This window comes from Brevundimonas sp. (assembly GCF_016463295.1).
GTDB lineage: Bacteria > Pseudomonadota > Alphaproteobacteria > Caulobacterales > Caulobacteraceae > Brevundimonas.
In genome coordinates, this window is the sequence record NZ_JAEMRO010000008.1 from 19001 (window position 1) to 36070 (window position 17070).

At 67.6% G+C, this 17070-nt stretch carries 19 protein-coding genes; 15 read left to right on the forward strand and 4 right to left on the reverse strand.

The genetic code is table 11. From position 1 onward, the window contains the following. Window positions 1–188 precede the first annotated feature (188 nt). The 7 genes from JHC81_RS03895 (at window position 189) to JHC81_RS03925 (ending at window position 7170) form a co-directional block, all read left to right on the forward strand. A complete protein-coding gene (locus tag JHC81_RS03895) occupies window positions 189–1583 on the forward strand; it encodes a flagellar hook-length control protein FliK (protein WP_292170902.1) in 1395 nt (464 codons plus the stop codon). A gap of 3 nt (window positions 1584–1586) precedes the next feature. Next, on the forward strand, window positions 1587–2345 hold the full coding sequence (locus JHC81_RS03900) for a flagellar hook assembly protein FlgD (RefSeq protein ID WP_292170905.1): 759 nt from the start codon (window positions 1587–1589) through the stop codon (window positions 2343–2345). 12 nt (window positions 2346–2357) lie between these two features. Continuing rightward, window positions 2358–3800 carry a flagellar hook protein FlgE gene (gene flgE / locus JHC81_RS03905; protein ID WP_292170908.1) on the forward strand — a complete coding sequence of 481 codons (1443 nt, stop codon included), beginning with the start codon at window positions 2358–2360 and terminating at the stop codon, window positions 3798–3800. A 162-nt stretch (window positions 3801–3962) separates the two neighbouring features. After that, window positions 3963–4253: a DUF1153 domain-containing protein gene (locus JHC81_RS03910; protein ID WP_292170909.1), complete on the forward strand. Its 291-nt coding sequence runs from the start codon at window positions 3963–3965 to the stop codon at window positions 4251–4253. Between the two features lie 122 nt (window positions 4254–4375). After that, the gene (gene mnmA, locus JHC81_RS03915; RefSeq protein WP_292170911.1) at window positions 4376–5587 is read left to right on the forward strand and encodes a tRNA 2-thiouridine(34) synthase MnmA; all 1212 of its coding nucleotides are present in this window, start codon (window positions 4376–4378) and stop codon (window positions 5585–5587) included. Beyond that, window positions 5580–6158, forward strand: coding sequence for a hemerythrin domain-containing protein (locus JHC81_RS03920; RefSeq protein ID WP_292170913.1), 579 nt, complete (start codon window positions 5580–5582; stop codon window positions 6156–6158). The genes mnmA and JHC81_RS03920 overlap by 8 nt, the downstream gene beginning before the upstream one ends. Window positions 6159–6261: 103 nt before the next feature. Then, window positions 6262–7170: a cobalamin biosynthesis protein CbiG gene (locus JHC81_RS03925; protein WP_292170916.1), complete on the forward strand. Its 909-nt coding sequence runs from the start codon at window positions 6262–6264 to the stop codon at window positions 7168–7170. 12 nt (window positions 7171–7182) lie between these two features. Here the strand turns inward: JHC81_RS03925 and JHC81_RS03930 are convergent, their stop codons facing one another. The 3 genes from JHC81_RS03930 to flgB are packed head-to-tail and all read right to left on the reverse strand — an operon-like array spanning window position 7183 to window position 8337. Then, a complete protein-coding gene (locus tag JHC81_RS03930) occupies window positions 7183–7482 on the reverse strand; it encodes a flagellar hook-basal body complex protein FliE (RefSeq protein WP_292170918.1) in 300 nt (99 codons plus the stop codon). A 10-nt stretch (window positions 7483–7492) separates the two neighbouring features. Next, a complete protein-coding gene (gene flgC, locus JHC81_RS03935; RefSeq protein WP_292171023.1) occupies window positions 7493–7879 on the reverse strand; it encodes a flagellar basal body rod protein FlgC in 387 nt (128 codons plus the stop codon). A gap of 50 nt (window positions 7880–7929) precedes the next feature. Next, window positions 7930–8337: a flagellar basal body rod protein FlgB gene (flgB, locus tag JHC81_RS03940; protein WP_292170921.1), complete on the reverse strand. Its 408-nt coding sequence runs from the start codon at window positions 8335–8337 to the stop codon at window positions 7930–7932. Between the two features lie 147 nt (window positions 8338–8484). On the opposite strand from flgB, the gene JHC81_RS03945 reads away from it, so the two are divergent. From JHC81_RS03945 to JHC81_RS03955, 3 genes are all read left to right on the forward strand, one after another. Next, window positions 8485–8754, forward strand: coding sequence for a flagellar biosynthetic protein FliO (locus JHC81_RS03945; RefSeq protein ID WP_292170924.1), 270 nt, complete (start codon window positions 8485–8487; stop codon window positions 8752–8754). Window positions 8755–8837: 83 nt separating this feature from the next. Then, a complete protein-coding gene (gene fliP / locus JHC81_RS03950) occupies window positions 8838–9566 on the forward strand; it encodes a flagellar type III secretion system pore protein FliP (RefSeq protein ID WP_292171026.1) in 729 nt (242 codons plus the stop codon). Between the two features lie 118 nt (window positions 9567–9684). After that, window positions 9685–9963 carry an HU family DNA-binding protein gene (locus tag JHC81_RS03955; RefSeq protein ID WP_292170926.1) on the forward strand — a complete coding sequence of 93 codons (279 nt, stop codon included), beginning with the start codon at window positions 9685–9687 and terminating at the stop codon, window positions 9961–9963. Window positions 9964–10112: 149 nt separating this feature from the next. Here the strand turns inward: JHC81_RS03955 and JHC81_RS03960 are convergent, their stop codons facing one another. Further along, window positions 10113–12962 (reverse strand): hypothetical protein, encoded by a 2850-nt coding sequence (locus JHC81_RS03960; protein ID WP_292170929.1) that lies wholly within the window; start codon window positions 12960–12962, stop codon window positions 10113–10115. A 114-nt stretch (window positions 12963–13076) separates the two neighbouring features. Between JHC81_RS03960 and JHC81_RS03965 the strand changes: the two genes are divergently transcribed. From JHC81_RS03965 to JHC81_RS03985, 5 genes are read left to right on the forward strand one after another with little or no spacing between them, the layout of a single operon-like run. Beyond that, window positions 13077–13484: a DUF983 domain-containing protein gene (locus tag JHC81_RS03965; RefSeq protein ID WP_292170939.1), complete on the forward strand. Its 408-nt coding sequence runs from the start codon at window positions 13077–13079 to the stop codon at window positions 13482–13484. 29 nt (window positions 13485–13513) lie between these two features. Beyond that, window positions 13514–14803: a DASH family cryptochrome gene (locus JHC81_RS03970; protein WP_292170942.1), complete on the forward strand. Its 1290-nt coding sequence runs from the start codon at window positions 13514–13516 to the stop codon at window positions 14801–14803. Between the two features lie 46 nt (window positions 14804–14849). Beyond that, complete coding sequence (locus tag JHC81_RS03975) at window positions 14850–15215, forward strand: DUF393 domain-containing protein (RefSeq protein ID WP_292170944.1); 366 nt, start codon at window positions 14850–14852, stop codon at window positions 15213–15215. Continuing rightward, window positions 15212–15706, forward strand: coding sequence for a DUF427 domain-containing protein (locus JHC81_RS03980; RefSeq protein ID WP_292170947.1), 495 nt, complete (start codon window positions 15212–15214; stop codon window positions 15704–15706). The genes JHC81_RS03975 and JHC81_RS03980 overlap by 4 nt, the downstream gene beginning before the upstream one ends. Window positions 15707–15710: 4 nt before the next feature. Beyond that, the gene (locus JHC81_RS03985; RefSeq protein WP_292170950.1) at window positions 15711–17060 is read left to right on the forward strand and encodes an AarF/ABC1/UbiB kinase family protein; all 1350 of its coding nucleotides are present in this window, start codon (window positions 15711–15713) and stop codon (window positions 17058–17060) included. Window positions 17061–17070 lie beyond the last annotated feature (10 nt).

Consider the following 17070-nt stretch of genomic DNA (forward strand, 5'->3'; position numbering starts at 1 on the left):
TCACCACGCGGCAAGATTGATCACAGCCGTTTGGGCCACGTCGGCGACAGGGGTGGGGATTTGTTGTTTGAATACAGATGCTTGTGTCTGGCTGCGCACTTTGGCCCGCGACTTGCGGCGGAGCTGCCGAATGTCCGGCGCAGCAGGCGCCCTCGTCCTCTCGCTTCACCGCGAGCCGTCACGGTTTCATGTCAGCCTCCGCCGTCCTCAATCTGATCGCGCCCTCCGCTCTGATGCCTGTGCAGGCTGCGGGCGATGCCGATGCGTCGATCTTTGGCGGCCTGCTGTCCGATGTCGGGGCGGGCGACGGCGGCGCTGACGACAGCATCCCACCGCAGCCGACCACACAGCCGCCACGTGACACAACCAAGGCCACGAACAAGCTGATCGCCCTGGACGGCAGCACACCCGGCACCCTGACCGACCCGACCGGTCTGGGCACCATCCAGACCCAGCCCCCCGCCCCGGCGGACGAGACTGTCGGCACCAAGGTACCGGATGTCGCCCTCACCTTCCCCGGCCCCGCTGTGGAAGCTGATTCACCTGCGTCCGACGTCGCGGTGAAGACGGACGATCAGCCCCCCGTAATGCCCCTGCCGGTCATGCCGATGCCGGTCGTTGCAACCGCGTCCACAGCAGCCCTGACATCGACCGCGCCGGTTGTCCTGCCAGACGTGACCGCCGCCGACGCTGCTGAAGCCGCCTTGCTGGCCGCAGCCTCCGAGGCCGCTACCGACGACGCCCAGACCCTGCCGTCCGCCGCCGCCGAGAAGGCCGCCGCGACGACACCACCGGTTCCCCAGGTCCAGCCGCCCGCACCGGCCCCACTGAAACCCGCGTCCGAGCGTACGGGCCGCACCCATGACGGACTGACCCGCGAAGGGAGCGAGGCCAAGGTGTCTGCCGATGGCGTGACCGTGACCACCACCGCATCAGCCCCCCCCGCGACACCTGCACCGACGCCCGGCAAGACCACCACCGACGCGTCCGCGCTGCCGCCTGCAACTGCCGCGCTGGCAGGCCAGGCCGATCCCTCCGGCGACCTCGGCACCGACGGCGTATCCGCCTCTCTCGACACCGCCAGGGCCCATGCCGAGGCCACCGTCACACACGACGCCAGCCTGTCGACCCTGTCGCGCGCCACGATCGATGCCACGGCCCAGATCGCCGCCCAGATCATCCGCAAGCTGGATGGCCGGTCGACCCGGTTCGAGATGGCCCTGACGCCCGACGATCTGGGCCGGGTCGACGTCAAGCTGGAGATCGATGCCGAGGGCCGCCTGGCCGCTCGTATGGCGTTCGACAACCCCGCAGCCGCCGCCGATCTGCGTGGCCGGGCCGACGAACTGCGTCGTCAGCTTCAGGACGCGGGCTTCCACGTCCCCGACGACGCCTTCGAATTCGCCGAGCGCGACAGCGGCTCCAGCGCCTTCGACCGGGGCTCGTCCGACCACAACGACAACCAGCGCCAGAACCGCGCCTTCTCCGCCGCCTCACGCCTGAATGCCGAAATCGATGTTGCCCAGCCGCCGCGCTGGATGTCGCTGTCCCTCTCGCCCTCGGGCGTGGATTTGAAGGTTTAACCGATGGTCGATTCCATCAGCACCAATACCGCCACGACCCGGATCAACTCCGGCTCGACCATGCTGGCCTCGAACTTCGAGACCTTCCTGACGCTGCTGACGTCACAGCTGAAGAACCAGGATCCGCTGTCCCCGGTCGATTCCAACCAGTTCACGGCCCAGCTGACCCAGATGGCGGGCGTGGAGCAGCAGCTGCTGACCAACGACCTGCTGAAATCCCTGGTCGCCGGTCAGGGTGGCGGCAGCCTGGCCAATGCGGCCAACTACATCGGCAAGGACGCCACCGCCGCCTGGGCCGCCACCAAGCTGACCGACGGCAAGGCGACCTGGAGCTATGAGCTGGCCAACACCGCCACCGACGCCAAGCTGCAGGTGCTGGATTCGACGGGCAAGGTCGTCTGGGAAGGCACCGCCCCCGACAAGTCCACCGGCGTTCACGACTTCACCTGGGACGGCAAGACCACCAGCGGCGTCAATGCCACCGAAGGCGGCGTCTACACCCTGAAGATCGTCGCCAACAATGCGACCGGCGGCACGGTCGACAGCCAGGTCCTGACCCGCGGCCGGATCACCGGCGTCGAGATGTACAATGGTGAGGCCTATCTGACCGTCGGCAACTCGATCCTTCCGCTCTCTACCGTGATCGCCCTAGAAGAAAACCGGACGGCCACGCCCACCCCCACGCCAGCGAACGACGACAGCGAGGACGGCCTGATGGCTTCCATCGCCTCGGCGCTGAACCCCTTCAAACTGTTTTCGTAAAGGACCCGAGCCATGTCTCTGAATAGCGCCCTGTGGGCCGGTGTTTCCGGCCTGTCCGCCAACGCCGCCGCCCTGGCCTCGATCTCGCAGAACATCGCGAACGTGAACACGGTCGGCTACAAGCGCACGACCAGCGAGTTCCAGACGGTCATCAACGGCCAGTCCGCCGGAACCGGCTATTCCGCCGGCGGCGTGATCGCCAACACCCGCCACTATACCTCGCAGGGCGGTCAGCTGCAGCGGACGACCTCCAGCACCGACCTGGGCATCGCCGGTCAGGGCTTCTTCGTCGTGACGGAAAAGCCCGAGAATCTGACGCCGATCGACGCGCGCCTGTTCACGCGCGCCGGAGCCTTCACGCCCGACGACTTCGGCTTTCTGAAAAATACGGCGGGCCTGTATCTGCAGGGCTGGCCGGTGGATTCCGAGGGCAACATCGCCACCGACCCGTCGGACATCAACCGCCTGCAGTCGATCAACATCGGCTCGGTCGGCGGCGCCGCCGAGGCCACCACGCGCGCCCAGCTGAACGCCAACCTGCAGTCCAGCCAGCCGATCTCGGCCGAGGCGACCGCCGCTTCCACCGTTCCGGCCGGGGCCGACGCCTACGATCCGGCCACCAACTCCATGGCGATGTACGACCCCGACACGGGCGTGGGCGTGAAGCCCGACTTCACCATGTCGATCCCGGTCTCGGACTCCAAGGGTGGCCAGCGGACGGTGGCCCTGTCCTTCCTGAAGGGCGTCAACCCGAACGAATGGTATGCCGAGATTCACGCCGTGCCCGCTTCCGATATCGAGGGCGGAACCAACGGCCTGATCAAGAGCGGCCGGATCGTCTTCACCCAGGACGGGCGTCTGGACCCCACGGCGACCGCAGCCTTGGGTGCCAATGCCCTGTTCCCGGATCTGAACGCCGCCACCCTGAACATCGGAGCCTCTGACGCTGCAGCGGCACCGGGCGCTGTGAAGTGGGCCACCGGCCTGGGGATCGCGGCCCAGCCGATCAATCTGGCGCTGAACGCCTCCGCCGGCGGCCTGACCCAGTACAGCAGCGCCTCGGCCGTCCAGTCGGTGAACACCAACGGCACCGCCTTCGGTAACCTGGCCAGCATCGAGATCGACAAGGAAGGCTTCGTCACCGCCATTTTCGACAACAGCGTGACCCGCCGTATCGCCCAGGTCGCCATTGCCACCTTCGCCAGCCCCGACAATCTGACGGTCGAGGACGGCAATGCCTACCGCGTCAGCCGCGGCTCGGGCACCTTCAACCTCAAGACGGCGGGCACGGGCGGCGCGGGCTTCATCGGCGCCTCGCAGCTGGAGGCCTCCACCGTGGACCTGTCGGCCGAGTTCACCGGCCTGATCACCACCCAGCGGGCCTATTCCGCCTCGTCCAAGATCATCACCACGGCCGACGAAATGCTGGCCGAACTGATCAACATTAAGCGCTGATAAAGGCCTGAACGGGGGGAACGGCGCATGGACCGATCGATGAAAACCAGGCGGGTGGACGGACGGGATTTTAGGATTCCCTTCACCACGACGCTTAAACGGCCCTTAGTCGGGTCGCGCTACCTTGCCTGCTCAGTGTGGTGGTGAATGAGGCAAAAGCCCATGTTGCAAGAGCGACGTCTTAATACCCAGGGTGAACAGTATGTCGTGGGACCCACGGGCACGCCGCTGACGCTGCGCGACCTGCCGCCGCCGCATACGGACCGCTGGGTCATCCGCCGCAAGGCCGAGGTGGTCGCCGCCGTTCGCGGTGGCCTGATCAGCCTGGAGGACGCCCTGGCCCGCTATCGCCTGACGGCCGAGGAGTTCCTGGCCTGGCAGAAGGCCATCGACAAATGGGGCATGCAGGGCCTGCGCACGACCCGCATCCAGCATTACGGCCGCGACGACTGATCGGCCCGATCTCTCTCCGACGGCCAGCGGCCGCTCCTGACGACAGGGGCGGCCGTTGTCGTTTTGACGTGGGTCCGCGCTCAGGTCTCGAAATCGCGCCGTTCAAGGCCTAGATAGCGGCCATGACCCTGACCGAGGACCTTTGCCCGATCCCCGACATCGCCCCCGTGTCGTCGCAGGACGACATGGATGCGGCGGTCGAGGCCGCGCGCGCGGCGGTCGGCCTGCCGGTCGGATCGCGCGTGGTCGCGGCCATGTCCGGCGGGGTGGACTCTACTGTGGTGGCAGCCCTGCTGCACAAGGCAGGCTATGACGTCGTCGGCGTCACCCTGCAGCTCTATGACCATGGCGCGGCCCTGAAGAAGAAGGGGGCCTGTTGTGCCGGGCAGGACATTCACGACGCCCGCTTGGCCGCCGAGATGCTGGGTATCCCCCACTACGTCCTCGACTATGAATCCAAGTTCCGCGACGCGGTGATCGATCAGTTCGCCGACAGCTATCTGGCTGGCCAGACGCCCGTGCCGTGCATCCGCTGCAACCAGACCGTCAAGTTCCGCGATCTGCTTGACGTCGCCCGCGACCTCGGGGCCGAGGCGATGGCGACGGGCCATTACGTCCGGCGATCCGTTGCGGGTGGCCGCGCCCAGATGCGCAAGGCCGTCGATCACAGCCGCGACCAGTCCTATTTCCTGTTCGCCACAACGCGGGATCAGCTGGACTATCTGAGGTTCCCGCTGGCCGATCTGGAGAAGCCTCAGGTGCGCGGCGTGGCGGCGGCGCTGGGCCTGCGCATTGCGGCCAAGCCGGACAGCCAGGACATCTGTTTCGTGCCCAACGGCGATTATCGCACCCTGATCGACAAGCTGCGCCCACAGGGGCGTGAGGCAGGCGAGATCGTGCACATGGATGGCCGCGTTCTGGGTAGCCACGCGGGCATCACCGACTATACCATCGGCCAGCGGCGCGGCCTGAACGTTGCAGTGGGCGAACCTTTGTTCGTGACGCGGCTGGATCCCGCCAAACGTCACGTTATCGTCGGCCCGCGCGAGGCCCTGCTGACCGCGTCCCTGACGCTGGACGAAACCAACTGGCTGGGTGACGAGGCCACGATGCAAGATGCCGCCAAAGCCCGTGCGCCTGTCCTGGCCCGCGTGCGCTCGACCCGCCCGCCGTCGCCTGCTCGCCTGTCCATGACGGACGGCGTGGTGGCCGTAAGCTTCGACCAGGGCGAGGAAGGCGTCGCGCCGGGCCAGGCCTGTGCCCTGTACGACCCCGCCGATCCCGACCGCCTGTTGGGCGGCGGCTTCATCAAGACCACGACCGCCGTTGTCTGATCACACCTACGACGCGCTGGCTCTCGGCTCGCGCAACGGCTTGCCGTCCGAGATGCGCTATCTGCTCGAAGGCTTTCCGCGCGATCGCTGGGTGCGCAGCGAACTGGATCAGACCGCCGCCTTCTGGCTTCAGATGCACGACGGCTTTCGCGACCATCAGCGACACATGATCAATCTGGTCGACCGGTGGCGGTCAGACGGCGACCTGGTCGCCCTGCACCGTCAGCTGATCCCCGCCCTGCAAGGCTTCCTGCAGCATCTGGACGGCCACCACCGCGTCGAGAGCGGCCACTATTTTCCGGCCCTGCGCGCGATGGAGCCCCGGATCGATCGCGGCATCGACCTGCTGGACCGCGACCATGACGCTGTCCACAAAACGCTGGAGGCCATGTTCCGCGACGGCATGGCCTTCCACCAGGCTTTGGCCGGCAAGGCCCTCGACGCCGCCGATCATGCCCATCGCCTCGGCGACCGGATCGCAGGCGCGACCCGCCCCCTGCGGCGTCATCTGGATGACGAGGAGGACATCATCATCCCCTTGATCCAGTTGCGCGGCGCGCCTGCGGTCTGAACGAACGCCGAAACACTTTTTTGCCCGTCGGACGATTAGCCCCCGCGCCAAAATGGGCTAGAAGCCCGCATCCTGTTTACGCCCAGCCTTTTAGGAGCCCGCAGTGGCCCGCCTGTTCGACGCCTATATCATTGCTGACTGGACTGCCGCCGAGGGCAAGAAGCTGGGCGAAAACTCCGTGTGGATCGGGGTGGCCAAGCGCGACGTGCGTTTCCGCCTGTATTCCGAGACCCACAACGTCGCCACGCGCGCCGAGGGGGAGGCCCTGCTGGCCTCGCTGCTGGCCGACCACAGGAAGCGCGGCGACCGGGTTCTGGTCGGCTTCGATTTCTCGCTGGGCTATCCGGCGGGCACGGCGGCGCGACTGGGCCTGAAGGACACCCCGGCCTGGTCCGCGCTGTGGAAATTCCTGTCCAGCAACATCGTCGACAAGGCCGACAACACCAACAACCGCTATCAGGTCGCGGCCAAGATGAACCGCCTGATGACGGACGAAGCCTGGCCCTTCTGGGGGACACCCGCCAAACAGGCCCAGCGCTGGCTGACCACGACCAAGCCGCCTGCAGGGGCCGGGGCCGACATCCCCGAATTTCGCGCGACCGAGGAGGCGATCCGCAAGGGTCGTTTGCAACCCAAGTCGAACTGGCAGATGCACGGAGCCGGCGCTGTCGGCGGGCAGACCCTGGTCGGCATCCCGGCCGTGCGCCGTCTGCTGGAGAAGCTGGGCCCATCAGGCGCCGTCTGGCCGTTCGGCACCGGCTGGCGCGCCTTGGGCACCGACGACGTCGAGCCGCTGTCGGCTCTGGTGGTCGAGGTCTATCCGTCGATGTGGGACGCGACGCCCAACCCCGGCGAGTTCAAGGATCAGGCGCAGGTCCGCGTCACCGCCGAACACTTCGCCAAGCTTGACGAGGCGGGTGATCTGGAAAAGGCCTTCGCCCCGCCCAAGGACGCGTCCGAGGCTCTCATCGCCCAGGTCGAGCAGGAAGAAGGCTGGATCCTCGGCGCGTAAGGCAGACGCCGATTAGATCGGCATCCGCATGATTTCCTGATAGGCCTGGATCACCTGATCCCGCACCGCCATGACGGTTTCCAGCGACGCCTCGGCCGACGAGACGGCGGTCACGACGTCGATCAGGCTGCCCTGGCCCTGGACCGAGGCGGCCATCTGGGTTTCGGCGGCCTTTGACGTCTGGGTCATGTCGCCCATGACGCTGGTCAGCATTTCGGCAAAGCCGGACTGCGCCGGCCCTTGGACCGGGGCGGTGGGCATGGCCCCGCCCTGGATCGAGGCATAGGCCTTGGCCGCCATCATCGGATTCATGGCCTAGATCCTATCGCTTGAGCAGGTCGAGGGTGCGGGTCTCCATCGACCGCGCCGTCTCGATGACGTTCAGATTGGCCTCGTAGGCGCGCTGGGCCTCGCGCATGTCCATCGCCTCGACCAGGGTGTCGACGTTGGGGCGCAGGACATAGCCCTCGGCATTGGCGGCCGGATGGGACGGATCGTATTCGCTGCGAAAGTCGCCCATGTCGGGCCGGACCTCGGCCAGGGTGACGCCGGTCGCGCCGTCGATCTCTCGCGCCTGAAAGACCGGCACCTGACGCCTGTAGGGTTGGCCGCCCGCGGTCGGGGCCGTGGACTGGGCGTTGGCGATGTTCTCGGCGATCACCCGCATGCGCGACTGCTGAGCTTTCAGGGCGCTGGCGGCCACGGCCATGGCGCTGTTTCTGGGCGGTACGGCGTCGGTCATCGATCAGTCTCCTGGCCCTAGGCCGCGCCGGGCTTGCGCGCGGCCATCCGCAGCATCTGCATGGATTTCTGGTAGAAGCCGATGGCGGCATCATAGGCCATGCGGCTCTCGGCCATCTTGAGCATCTGCTCCTCGACCACGACCGAGTTGCCATCCAGCGTGGTCTCTGAATCGGGCGCGGCCTTGCTTTCGAAACGCGCGACCTGCCCTTGGGGCGCGATATGCATGGCGCTGGTGCGCATCATCTGCACCCCCTGGCCTCGCGCCATGGCGGCTGCAAAATCCGTCGGCTGTTGCAGGTCGCGGGCGACATAGCCGGGAGTGTCGGAGTTGGCGACGTTCTGGGCGACGACCCGCTGGCGCTCGTCCAGCCAGGACAGGCGGCCCTTGATCTGGCTCAGCAGTGGCAGGTCGGTGAGGCCCACGGACATCCCTCCGGGCGCGGATCGCCCCTGAAGATGGGCAGAAAATGCCGCGTGCATGGTTAATGGGACGTTATCTATACGCGCCGTTAACCACGATGGCCGACATCTGGCGGGCCGGACGACCGATGCCGGCGGGACCGGCGGCGCATGAATTTCCTCGATCTGTTGCGGGCACTGTTCGCCCTGGCCTTCACCCTGGGCATCATCGGCCTGGCCGCCTGGGCCGCACGCCGCTATGCGCCGCAGTTGCTGGCCCGGCTGAGCGCCGATCGCGGGCCGCGCCGCATGCAGATCGTCGAGACCCTGGTGCTGGATCCCGCGCGGCGGCTGGTCCTGGTGCGGATCGACAACGAGGAACGCCTGCTGGTGCTGGGCGAAGGGCGCGAACTGATCGAGCCCCGGGGATCGGACCAGTGAAACTATCCGGCCTCTTTGTCGTCCCGACCCGCGCCGAGCTGGCCAAGGCGGCCAAGCTGTCGCTGATCGCGACCCTGTTGTGCATGCTGTGGCCGCTGGGGGCGTTTGCGCAAGACGTCGCCTCGGGCGGCGCGGCGATCAATGTCGATCTGGGCACAGGCGCGGGTCTGACCGAGCGGGTGGTGCAACTGGTCGGCCTGATGACCGTGCTGTCGCTGGCTCCGTCGATTGTGATCATGACCACCAGCTTCGTGCGGATCGTCGTTGTGCTGTCCCTTCTGAGGACGGCGCTGGGCATGCAGCAGTCGCCGCCCAATGCCGTGATCGTGTCCCTGGCGCTGTTCCTGAGTGCCGTCGTCATGGCCCCGACGTGGCAGGACGCCTATGATTCGGGCATCCGACCCCTGATGGATCAGCAGATGGAGCTGCCGCAGGCCTTCGATGCGGCGGCCGAACCTGTGAAGACTTTCATGCTCTCTCAGGTGGACCCGGACGACCTGTCGCTGTTCACCCGGCTGTCGGCCGTGGAGGCCTCCACACCGCCTGCCGAACTGCCTCTGCGGGTGGTCACGCCTGCCTTCATGATCAGTGAGCTGAAGACCGCCTTCACGATCGGATTTCTCCTTTTCGTTCCGTTCCTTGTGATCGATCTGGTGGTCGCCAGCGTACTCATGTCCATGGGCATGATGATGCTGCCGCCGGTGGTGATCTCCCTGCCTTTCAAGCTGATCTTTTTCGTGCTGGTGGACGGCTGGAGACTGGTCTGCGGAAGCCTGGTCGAGAGCTTCCAGAGGGCGTCCGGCGCGGGATAAATCCCCACCCTGCGGGCACTACAGCGGCGATGACGCTTGCATTGTCGGAAAAAAGTCGCCCTCATCCCCCGGTCATCGCTCCGGAATCGGAGCGAGCTTACATCGGGAAACGACCCTTATGACTACTCAAGCCGAACTCATCTCCGCCGTCGCCAAGGACGCGGGTGTCAGCCAAGCCGATGCCGGCCGCGTGCTGGAAGCCATCGTCAAGAACATCCATGCCTCGCTGACCGCCGGTGGCGATGTCCGCATTTCGAACCTGGGCGTTTTCGACACCGCCGCCCGCGCCGCTCGCGAAGGCCGCAACCCCGCCACGGGCGCGACCATCAAGATCGCCGCCTCCAAGGCCGTGCGCTTCCGCGTGTCCAAGCCGCTGAAGGATGCGGTCAACAAGTAAGACCCATTTTCAACCGCTCACCCCGGCGAATGCCGGGGCCAAGATCACGAGCGCGGGCCGATGGGTTCAACCCCCAACGCCCACTGCATCATGATCCGGAGTTTTCCATCTGGGTCCCGGCATTCGCCGGGATGAGCGGAATACGGTGATTACGAACGGGCGGGGGCCGCAGGGCCGCCGCCCGTTTTCGTTCGGAGCTCGGTCTTCATGGCCGTGACCCAGCCGGCAAAGGTATCGGCGGACGTCGCCAGTCCGGCGAAGTCGGCGGCCGACGTCTCGCCATCCGTCCCGTCCAGACCATCCAGCGCGATCGACAGGGCCGGCTTGTTGCGGGCCCCCGCCACATAGGGGCGATAGTTGCGCGACAGGCGGTTCAGCGACGCCGCGTCGCGACCCAGCGAATAGCCGATCCCGGCGCGCAGCAGACGCGCCTCCTCGTCCGCCGTCAGGGCCCCGCCCGCCTTGTAGCGCTCGCCCAGCCCGGCCTCGTAAAGGGCCGCGGCCTGGGGCCACTGCTGCTGTTTCCAGAGGATTTCGGCCTTGACCGCCCGCGCTTCCGGACCGTTGTCGCTGCCCAGGATTTCCAGCGCATGGTCATAACGGCCCAGCTGCGTCAGGGCGCGAGCCTCCAGTGCGCGGCGCTCGGCGTTCATCGCTGTCGGCAGAAGCGTAGAGCGCGACGACCACAGGGCCTGCAAGGCCGCCTCGGCCTGACGGTCCATCAGATAGACGGTGGCGAGATCGGTCGCGACCTGGGCCTTGGCCACGCCCTCCAGCCGGTTCTCGACCTGATACTTCAGCAGCTCCGCCGCCTGCGGCAGCAGGTCGACGTCTACCAGACGGCGGGCCAGGCGGCGCACCATCTCGTCGCCATCGGCCCCGATCGGCGTCAGTTCACGGAAATCGTAGAACAGGCCCAGCGCCTGGATCGGCTGCAGCCCGTCGGCACCGCCCTCCAGGAACAGGGCGCGGAAGGCGTTGTTCAGATCGGCCTGGATTTCGGGTGCCCCCGGCAGGCGCGCCATGCGCGGCCCTGCCGCCTTCAGCGCCGTCAGCGCCTCGCGGTACAGACCCTGCGACAGATAGAGCTGACCCAGCTGACGGATGACAGCCAGCTCGGTCGCATCGCCGCGCCAGCGCCAGCGCAGGCTCTCCATCTGGGCGGCCGCTGCGGCGGGCGTCAGCGTGCCCTTGGCCATCGACAGGCGCACCGCCCCCAGCTTGGCGGGCACGGCGATGGCGTCCATCGGCGCGCGACCGACGGCGGTATAGACGGCCAGGGCCTTGTCCGACTGGCCATCAATTTCGAACAGCTTGGCCTGAACCAGACGCGCGGCCAGTTCGTCGGCGGCGGGCGCTTCCTGGCTGAAGGCATAGGCCAGAAGCGCGCGGGTCGCGTCCAGATCGCCCGTCTCCAGCGCGGCCAGTGCATGGGCCACCCCGAAGCGCGCGCGCCACTCGGCCGGGAACTGGTCGATGGCCGAGGCCCCCGCGGTGAAGGCCTGACGCGCGGTGGTGTAATCTCCCTGGGTCGAGGCGATATAGCCGCGCCAGACCGAGGACGCAGGGTCGCCCGCCACGGCGGCAGAGGCGAAGTCGCCCTGGGCCTCCTCCATCCGGCCGATGGAGGCGCGGGCGGCACCGCGCAGGCCGCGCAGTTCCGGCTCGCCGATCATGTTCGGCTGTTTGGCCACGATGGCGTTCAGGACGCCGATCGCCTCATAGCTCAGCCCCGAGCCGATCAGGAACCGGGCGAAGGCGAACCGTGCCTCGGCCGGGGCCCGGGGATCGTCGCCTGCGGTCTGGGCTTCCAGCGCGGCGGCATCCTGAAGGGCCCGGTAGCGTGCGGAAAAGCCGCCTTCACCCGCATCGGCCCATTGAGCGAGGATCAGGCCGGGATGTTGCGCACGCTGCGGCGCATCTGCCTGAGCCACGCCGGTTTCCAGCTCGGCCGACGGCGGCGACAGGATCAGGCCGCCGGGGCGGCTGAGGGTCACCAGATCGCCCTCAGCCAGGATGGCCAGATCGGGGGCCGTGGTTTCGACCGCCAGGCCATGCGCCGTCGGTAGCAGGGCCAGGTCCATCGTCTTGCGCCGCGCGCCGAACCCCTTGCCGGGGGCCAGCGCCGTAACGGCGGCGAACCGGTCGCCCGCGACGGGATCGGTCAGCCAGACCGCCTTGGTCGCCCCGGCCATGCGGGCGACCAGGGCTGCGTCGCCTGTATCGTCGCGCGCGATCTGCACGCCCTCGACGGCCGTGGGGGAGCCGCCGATGGTGACGCGCCAGGTCGTTCCGTCCGCGACGGCGGAAACCGCCAGCGCCTGGGGCGCAGCGATACGCACCGCGACATGGTCGGCCCCGGCCGTCCACTTGGCCTCGGTGGCCGGTCCCAAGGCCTTGGCCCCTGCCATGTCCAGACGGGCGCGGCTGTCGAAGACGATCCAGACCGCCTCGCCCCTACGGAAGACGGCAGCACCGACCGGCGTCGTCCATCCGAAATCAAGGGTGACACGCCCGGCCTCGGCGCGGGTCGTCACCGGCACGGTGGCGGCGGCGCTACCGGCGGCGGGGGCCGGAGCCTCGGCGGCCTGGGCATACAGGTTCAGATAGACCGCCCCGTCCGCGCTACCCGAGCGCGCGTCGCCGCCCTCCGCCAGGGTCAGGACCAGTTCGGTACCGCCGGTCACGGCGCGGGTCTCGACCTTTTCGACGCCGGGCGGCGGATCGACCTTCAGGCGTGAGACGTCCGGGGCAGCGGTCGTGCCGATCCGCACGATGATGTTGCGGCCCTCGCGTCGCACGCGGGAGCGCGAACCGATGACGCCGGCGAACTCGACCCGTGTGAATTCGCTGTTGGCCCCGATGCGGATGGTGACGGGGTCCAGCGCCGCTGACCCTTCCTGTGCCAGGGAAGCCAGCGGCGAGAACGCGACCGCGCCCGCCGCGGCAGCGGCCACGGTGGTGCGAAGGACGCGCTTGCTGACGGAGGCCCCGGACATGTACGCGCACGGTTACCGCCTCGGCCTTTCAACGCAGTTAACGATCGGTGACCACCGGTCGCCGCGACAAAGGTGCCGCTTGCCCTCGCGCCACCAGAGGCCGACATCCCTGCCATGACCGATCCTGTCTATCCCCGCCTCAGCACCCTTTCGACCGGCCTGCGCTGCCGGTGCCCGCGCTGCGGCAAGGGGCCGTTGCTGCGGGGCTATCTCAAGATCAGGGACGCCTGCCCGGAGTGTGGCCTGGACTACAGCTTTGCCGACCCCGCCGACGGCCCGGCCTTTTTCGGCATGACCGGCGTCGGGACAGTGGGTCTGGGCCTGTTCATGTGGTTCGAATTCACGGTCCAGCCGCCGATCTGGGTGCATCTGGTCGTGACCATGCCGCTCTTGGTCCTCGCCTGTCTGGCGGTCCTGAGGCCCATCAAGGGCTGGATGGTCTCCGAGCAGTACGTCCACAAGGCCGCCCCGCCCGAATGGGCCAGTATCGGCAAGCACGGCGACGGGTCGAAATGGAAATAGGGGCTGCGGGCGTCAGAGAGCCGGGCGGCATGTTGATCGACTGTGCCCTGTACTGGTTCCGCAACGACCTGCGCCTGACCGACAATCCCGCATTCAGCGACGCCTGCGCGCGATCACGGACCCTCGTCCCGGTCTATGTCTTGGACCACGAGGCGCAGGCCCTGACACGATGGGGCTTCCTGCGCTGGGGCGAACATCGACGTCGCTTCCGCGACCAGGCGCTAGCTGGGCTCCGATCAGCCCTTCAGGCGCGCGGCTCGGATCTGCTCATCTTGAAGGGCAATCCGACCGACAAGCTCTCGGTCTTAGCCAAGACGTGCGGAGCCGACACCGTATTGTGCGAACACATCGCCGCGCCCGAAGAGATCGATCAGGTCGAGGCTCTGCGGGCAGCTGGCTTGCACATCGAGGACAGTTGGCAGTCCAGCCTGCTTGACCCCGCCGACCTGCCGTTCGACATCGCCAGACTGCCGGACATCTTCACGCCCTTCCGCCAGGCGGTCGAGAAGGCCGATGTCCGGCCTCACGCGGCCATCCCTGCACCCGACGTCGTCCCGCCCCTGCCACAGACAGAAGTGGCCCGCGACGCGGTCGTCGAGCAGACCGCCCGCCCCGACGCGCGCACATCCTTCCCCTACGACGACGCCCGCTTCAACGGATCGGAGGCTGCGGCCCTGGCCCATGTCGAGCGCTACTTTTCAGGCCCTTTGCCGCGCAGCTACAAGACGACGCGCAACGGCCTTTCGGGGAGGGACTATTCGACCAAGCTGTCGCCCTGGCTGGCCACTGGCGCGATGTCACCGCGCACGGTTCACGAGGCCCTCCTGAAACACGAAGACCGCTTCGGCGTCAGCGACGGCTCCCGCTGGATCGTCTTCGAGCTGCTGTGGCGCGACTACTTCCGGTTTTCGTCTCTCAAACATGGCCGCCGCCTGTTCCGGCATAACGGTCTCAGCACCCTGCCCTATCCTTCACATGACGCCGAGGCCTTCGCCGCCTGGTGCAGTGGCCAGACCGGGCAGCCCTTCGTCGATGCCGGCATGCGCGAACTGGCGGCCTCGGGCTATCTGTCCAATCGCATGCGCCAGATCGCGGCCAGCTATCTGATCCATGACCTGGCGTGTGACTGGCGGGCGGGGGCGGCCTGGTTCGAGGCGCAGCTGATCGACTATGACGTCTGCAGCAATCAGGGGAACTGGCTCTACATCGCCGGGCGCGGTACCGACCCACGCCAGGGCCGCCGGTTCGACCCGGAGTATCAGGCCCAGATGCACGATCCGGACGGCGAATACCGCCGGCTGTGGGCCCAGGAGGCGTGATGTCGCGGCGGGCTGACTGCGCAGGGGCCAGCCCCATATGTCAGCCATGACAGAACTGCTTGTCTGGTACGATGGTGCCTGCCCGCTCTGCCGACGGGAAATCGCGTTGATGCGGCGTCTTGATCGCCGGGGCACTATCCAGTTCATCGACCTGGTTCATGACCAGACCGCCAACTGCCCAACCGACCGGGCAGCCTTGCTGGCGCGGTTCCACGCCAGCGAGAATGGGCAGCTTCTGTCCGGAGCGGCCGCGTTCGCGGCCATGTGGCGGGCCATTCCCGTCCTGCGTCCGCTGGGTATCGCCGCACGCGCGCCCCTGATTCTTTGGGCACTTGAGCGCCTGTATCGAGGCTTTTTGAGACTGCGGCCCCGTCTCCAGCGTCTGGTCGCCAGCCGGGATCGACGTTCATGAGACCACAGCCCGATGAGCCGCTCGCCGGCCAGGAGAGCGTCTGGGCCTACCCCCGCCCGGCGGTGGCCGAGCCGACAGCGGCCCACATCGTCATCCGCCATGGCGGGCGACTGGTGGCCGATACGCGAAACGCCGTCCGCACCCTGGAAACCAGCCATCCACCCACCTACTACATCCCGCAACGTGACATCGCGCCCGGCGTGCTGAGGCCCGCTGGCGGCGGGTCCTTCTGCGAATGGAAGGGAGCGGCGCTGTATTGGGATGTCGTGATCGACGACAAGGTCTTGCATCGGGTCGGCTGGAGCTATCCTGATCCGACGCCGACGTTCCAGGCTCTGCGCGATCACATCGCCTTCTACGCCGCACCCTTCGACCATTGCAGCGTGGATGGCGAGATCGTCACGCCTCAGGCTGGCGACTTCTACGGCGGCTGGATCACCTCGCGCCTGGCGGGGCCGTTCAAGGGTGGACCGGGCACACAAGGGTGGTGAGGCCATGACAAGCGACGATGACCGGGCACGCGCCCGCAACATCCCGCGCGGGCGGATATCCCGGCTGGGACAGTTCGGGCGGCTCGCCGGGTCCGTGGCGGGCGGCATGCTGGCCGAAGGGGCGCGGCGGCTGGCGGACGGCGAGCGGCCGCAGCTGCGCGACATGCTGCTGACGCCTGCCAATGTCGGTCGGATCGCCGACCGGCTGTCGCACCTGCGCGGCGCGGCGATGAAGCTGGGCCAGATCATATCGATGGATGCCGGGGACATCCTGCCGGCCGAGCTGACCCAGATCATGGCGCGCCTGCGCGACAATGGCCATCACATGCCCCCGGCCCAGCTGCTGAAGGTGCTGGTCCAGGAGTGGGGCCCGGACTGGCGCAAGCGGTTCACCCATTTCGACCTCAGCCCCGTCGCCGCCGCCTCCATCGGTCAGGTGCACCGGGCAGTCGCCCGCGACGGTCGCGCGCTGGCGATCAAGGTCCAGTATCCGGGCGTTCGGGACAGTATCGACGCCGATGTCGACAATGTCGCCACCCTGCTGAAGATGTCCGGGGCCCTGCCGCGCGGCCTGGACATCGCGCCCCTGCTGGCCGAGGCCAAGCTGCAACTGGCCGAGGAGGCCGACTATCAGCGCGAGGGCGAGCAGATGAGCCTGTTCGGTCGCCTGCTGGCCGACATGCCCGAGGTCGTGGTGCCCACCCTGGACCCGGACCTGACCACCTCCTGCATCCTAGCCATGACCTGGCTGGACGGTCGCCCTATCGAGACGCTGGAGACCGCGCCCCAGGCCGACCGCGATGCGGCGATGCAGACCCTGATGCGGCTGGTGCTGCGTGAACTGTTCGAGTTCGGGGTCATGCAGACCGATCCCAACTTCGCCAACTATCGCATCCAGCCCGCGACGGGGCGGCTGGTCCTGCTAGACTTCGGCGCGGCCCGACCGGTCGATGCGGCCACGTCAGAAGGCTATCGCGCCCTTCTGAGGGCCGGTATGGCGGGCGACCGCGATGCCGTGCGCGAGGCGGCACTGGCGGCGGGTTTTCTCGGCTCGGGCGTGGTGAACCACCATGCCGAGGGCGTGGACCGGATGATCGACGTCATCCTGGGCGAGATGAACCGCCCCGGCCTGTTCGACTTCAGCGACCGCCGCTTTGTCGCCGCCCTGCGCGATCAAGGCATGGAGATCGCTGCCGACACCCGCGCCTGGCATCTGCCGCCCACCGGTGTCCTGTTCGCCCAGCGCAAGATCAGCGGCACCGCCCTTCTGGCCGCCCGTCTGAAAGCCCGCGTCGATGTGAGGACGCTTGTAGCGCCATGGCTGGAGGATCGGCCGCTCAAGGCCGAGTCGTGAAAGGTTGGGA

Bases quoted from the DNA above. Each gene is read 5' to 3' on its own strand.
- JHC81_RS03910 (WP_292170909.1), top strand. From the start codon at position 3,963: ATGTTGCAAGAGCGACGTCTTAATACCCAGGGTGAACAGTATGTCGTG.
- JHC81_RS03985 (WP_292170950.1), top strand. From the start codon at position 15,711: ATGACAAGCGACGATGACCGGGCACGCGCCCGCAACATCCCGCGCGGG.
- JHC81_RS03970 (WP_292170942.1), top strand. From the start codon at position 13,514: ATGTTGATCGACTGTGCCCTGTACTGGTTCCGCAACGACCTGCGCCTG.
- mnmA (WP_292170911.1), top strand. From the start codon at position 4,376: ATGACCCTGACCGAGGACCTTTGCCCGATCCCCGACATCGCCCCCGTG.
- flgE (WP_292170908.1), top strand. From the start codon at position 2,358: ATGTCTCTGAATAGCGCCCTGTGGGCCGGTGTTTCCGGCCTGTCCGCC.
- fliP (WP_292171026.1), top strand. From the start codon at position 8,838: ATGCTGTGGCCGCTGGGGGCGTTTGCGCAAGACGTCGCCTCGGGCGGC.
- JHC81_RS03930 (WP_292170918.1), bottom strand. From the start codon at position 7,482: ATGAATCCGATGATGGCGGCCAAGGCCTATGCCTCGATCCAGGGCGGG.
- JHC81_RS03945 (WP_292170924.1), top strand. From the start codon at position 8,485: ATGAATTTCCTCGATCTGTTGCGGGCACTGTTCGCCCTGGCCTTCACC.
- JHC81_RS03960 (WP_292170929.1), bottom strand. From the start codon at position 12,962: ATGTCCGGGGCCTCCGTCAGCAAGCGCGTCCTTCGCACCACCGTGGCC.
- JHC81_RS03965 (WP_292170939.1), top strand. From the start codon at position 13,077: ATGACCGATCCTGTCTATCCCCGCCTCAGCACCCTTTCGACCGGCCTG.
- flgC (WP_292171023.1), bottom strand. From the start codon at position 7,879: ATGGCCGTGGCCGCCAGCGCCCTGAAAGCTCAGCAGTCGCGCATGCGG.
- JHC81_RS03975 (WP_292170944.1), top strand. From the start codon at position 14,850: ATGACAGAACTGCTTGTCTGGTACGATGGTGCCTGCCCGCTCTGCCGA.
- JHC81_RS03980 (WP_292170947.1), top strand. From the start codon at position 15,212: ATGAGACCACAGCCCGATGAGCCGCTCGCCGGCCAGGAGAGCGTCTGG.
- JHC81_RS03895 (WP_292170902.1), top strand. From the start codon at position 189: ATGTCAGCCTCCGCCGTCCTCAATCTGATCGCGCCCTCCGCTCTGATG.
- JHC81_RS03955 (WP_292170926.1), top strand. From the start codon at position 9,685: ATGACTACTCAAGCCGAACTCATCTCCGCCGTCGCCAAGGACGCGGGT.
- JHC81_RS03900 (WP_292170905.1), top strand. From the start codon at position 1,587: ATGGTCGATTCCATCAGCACCAATACCGCCACGACCCGGATCAACTCC.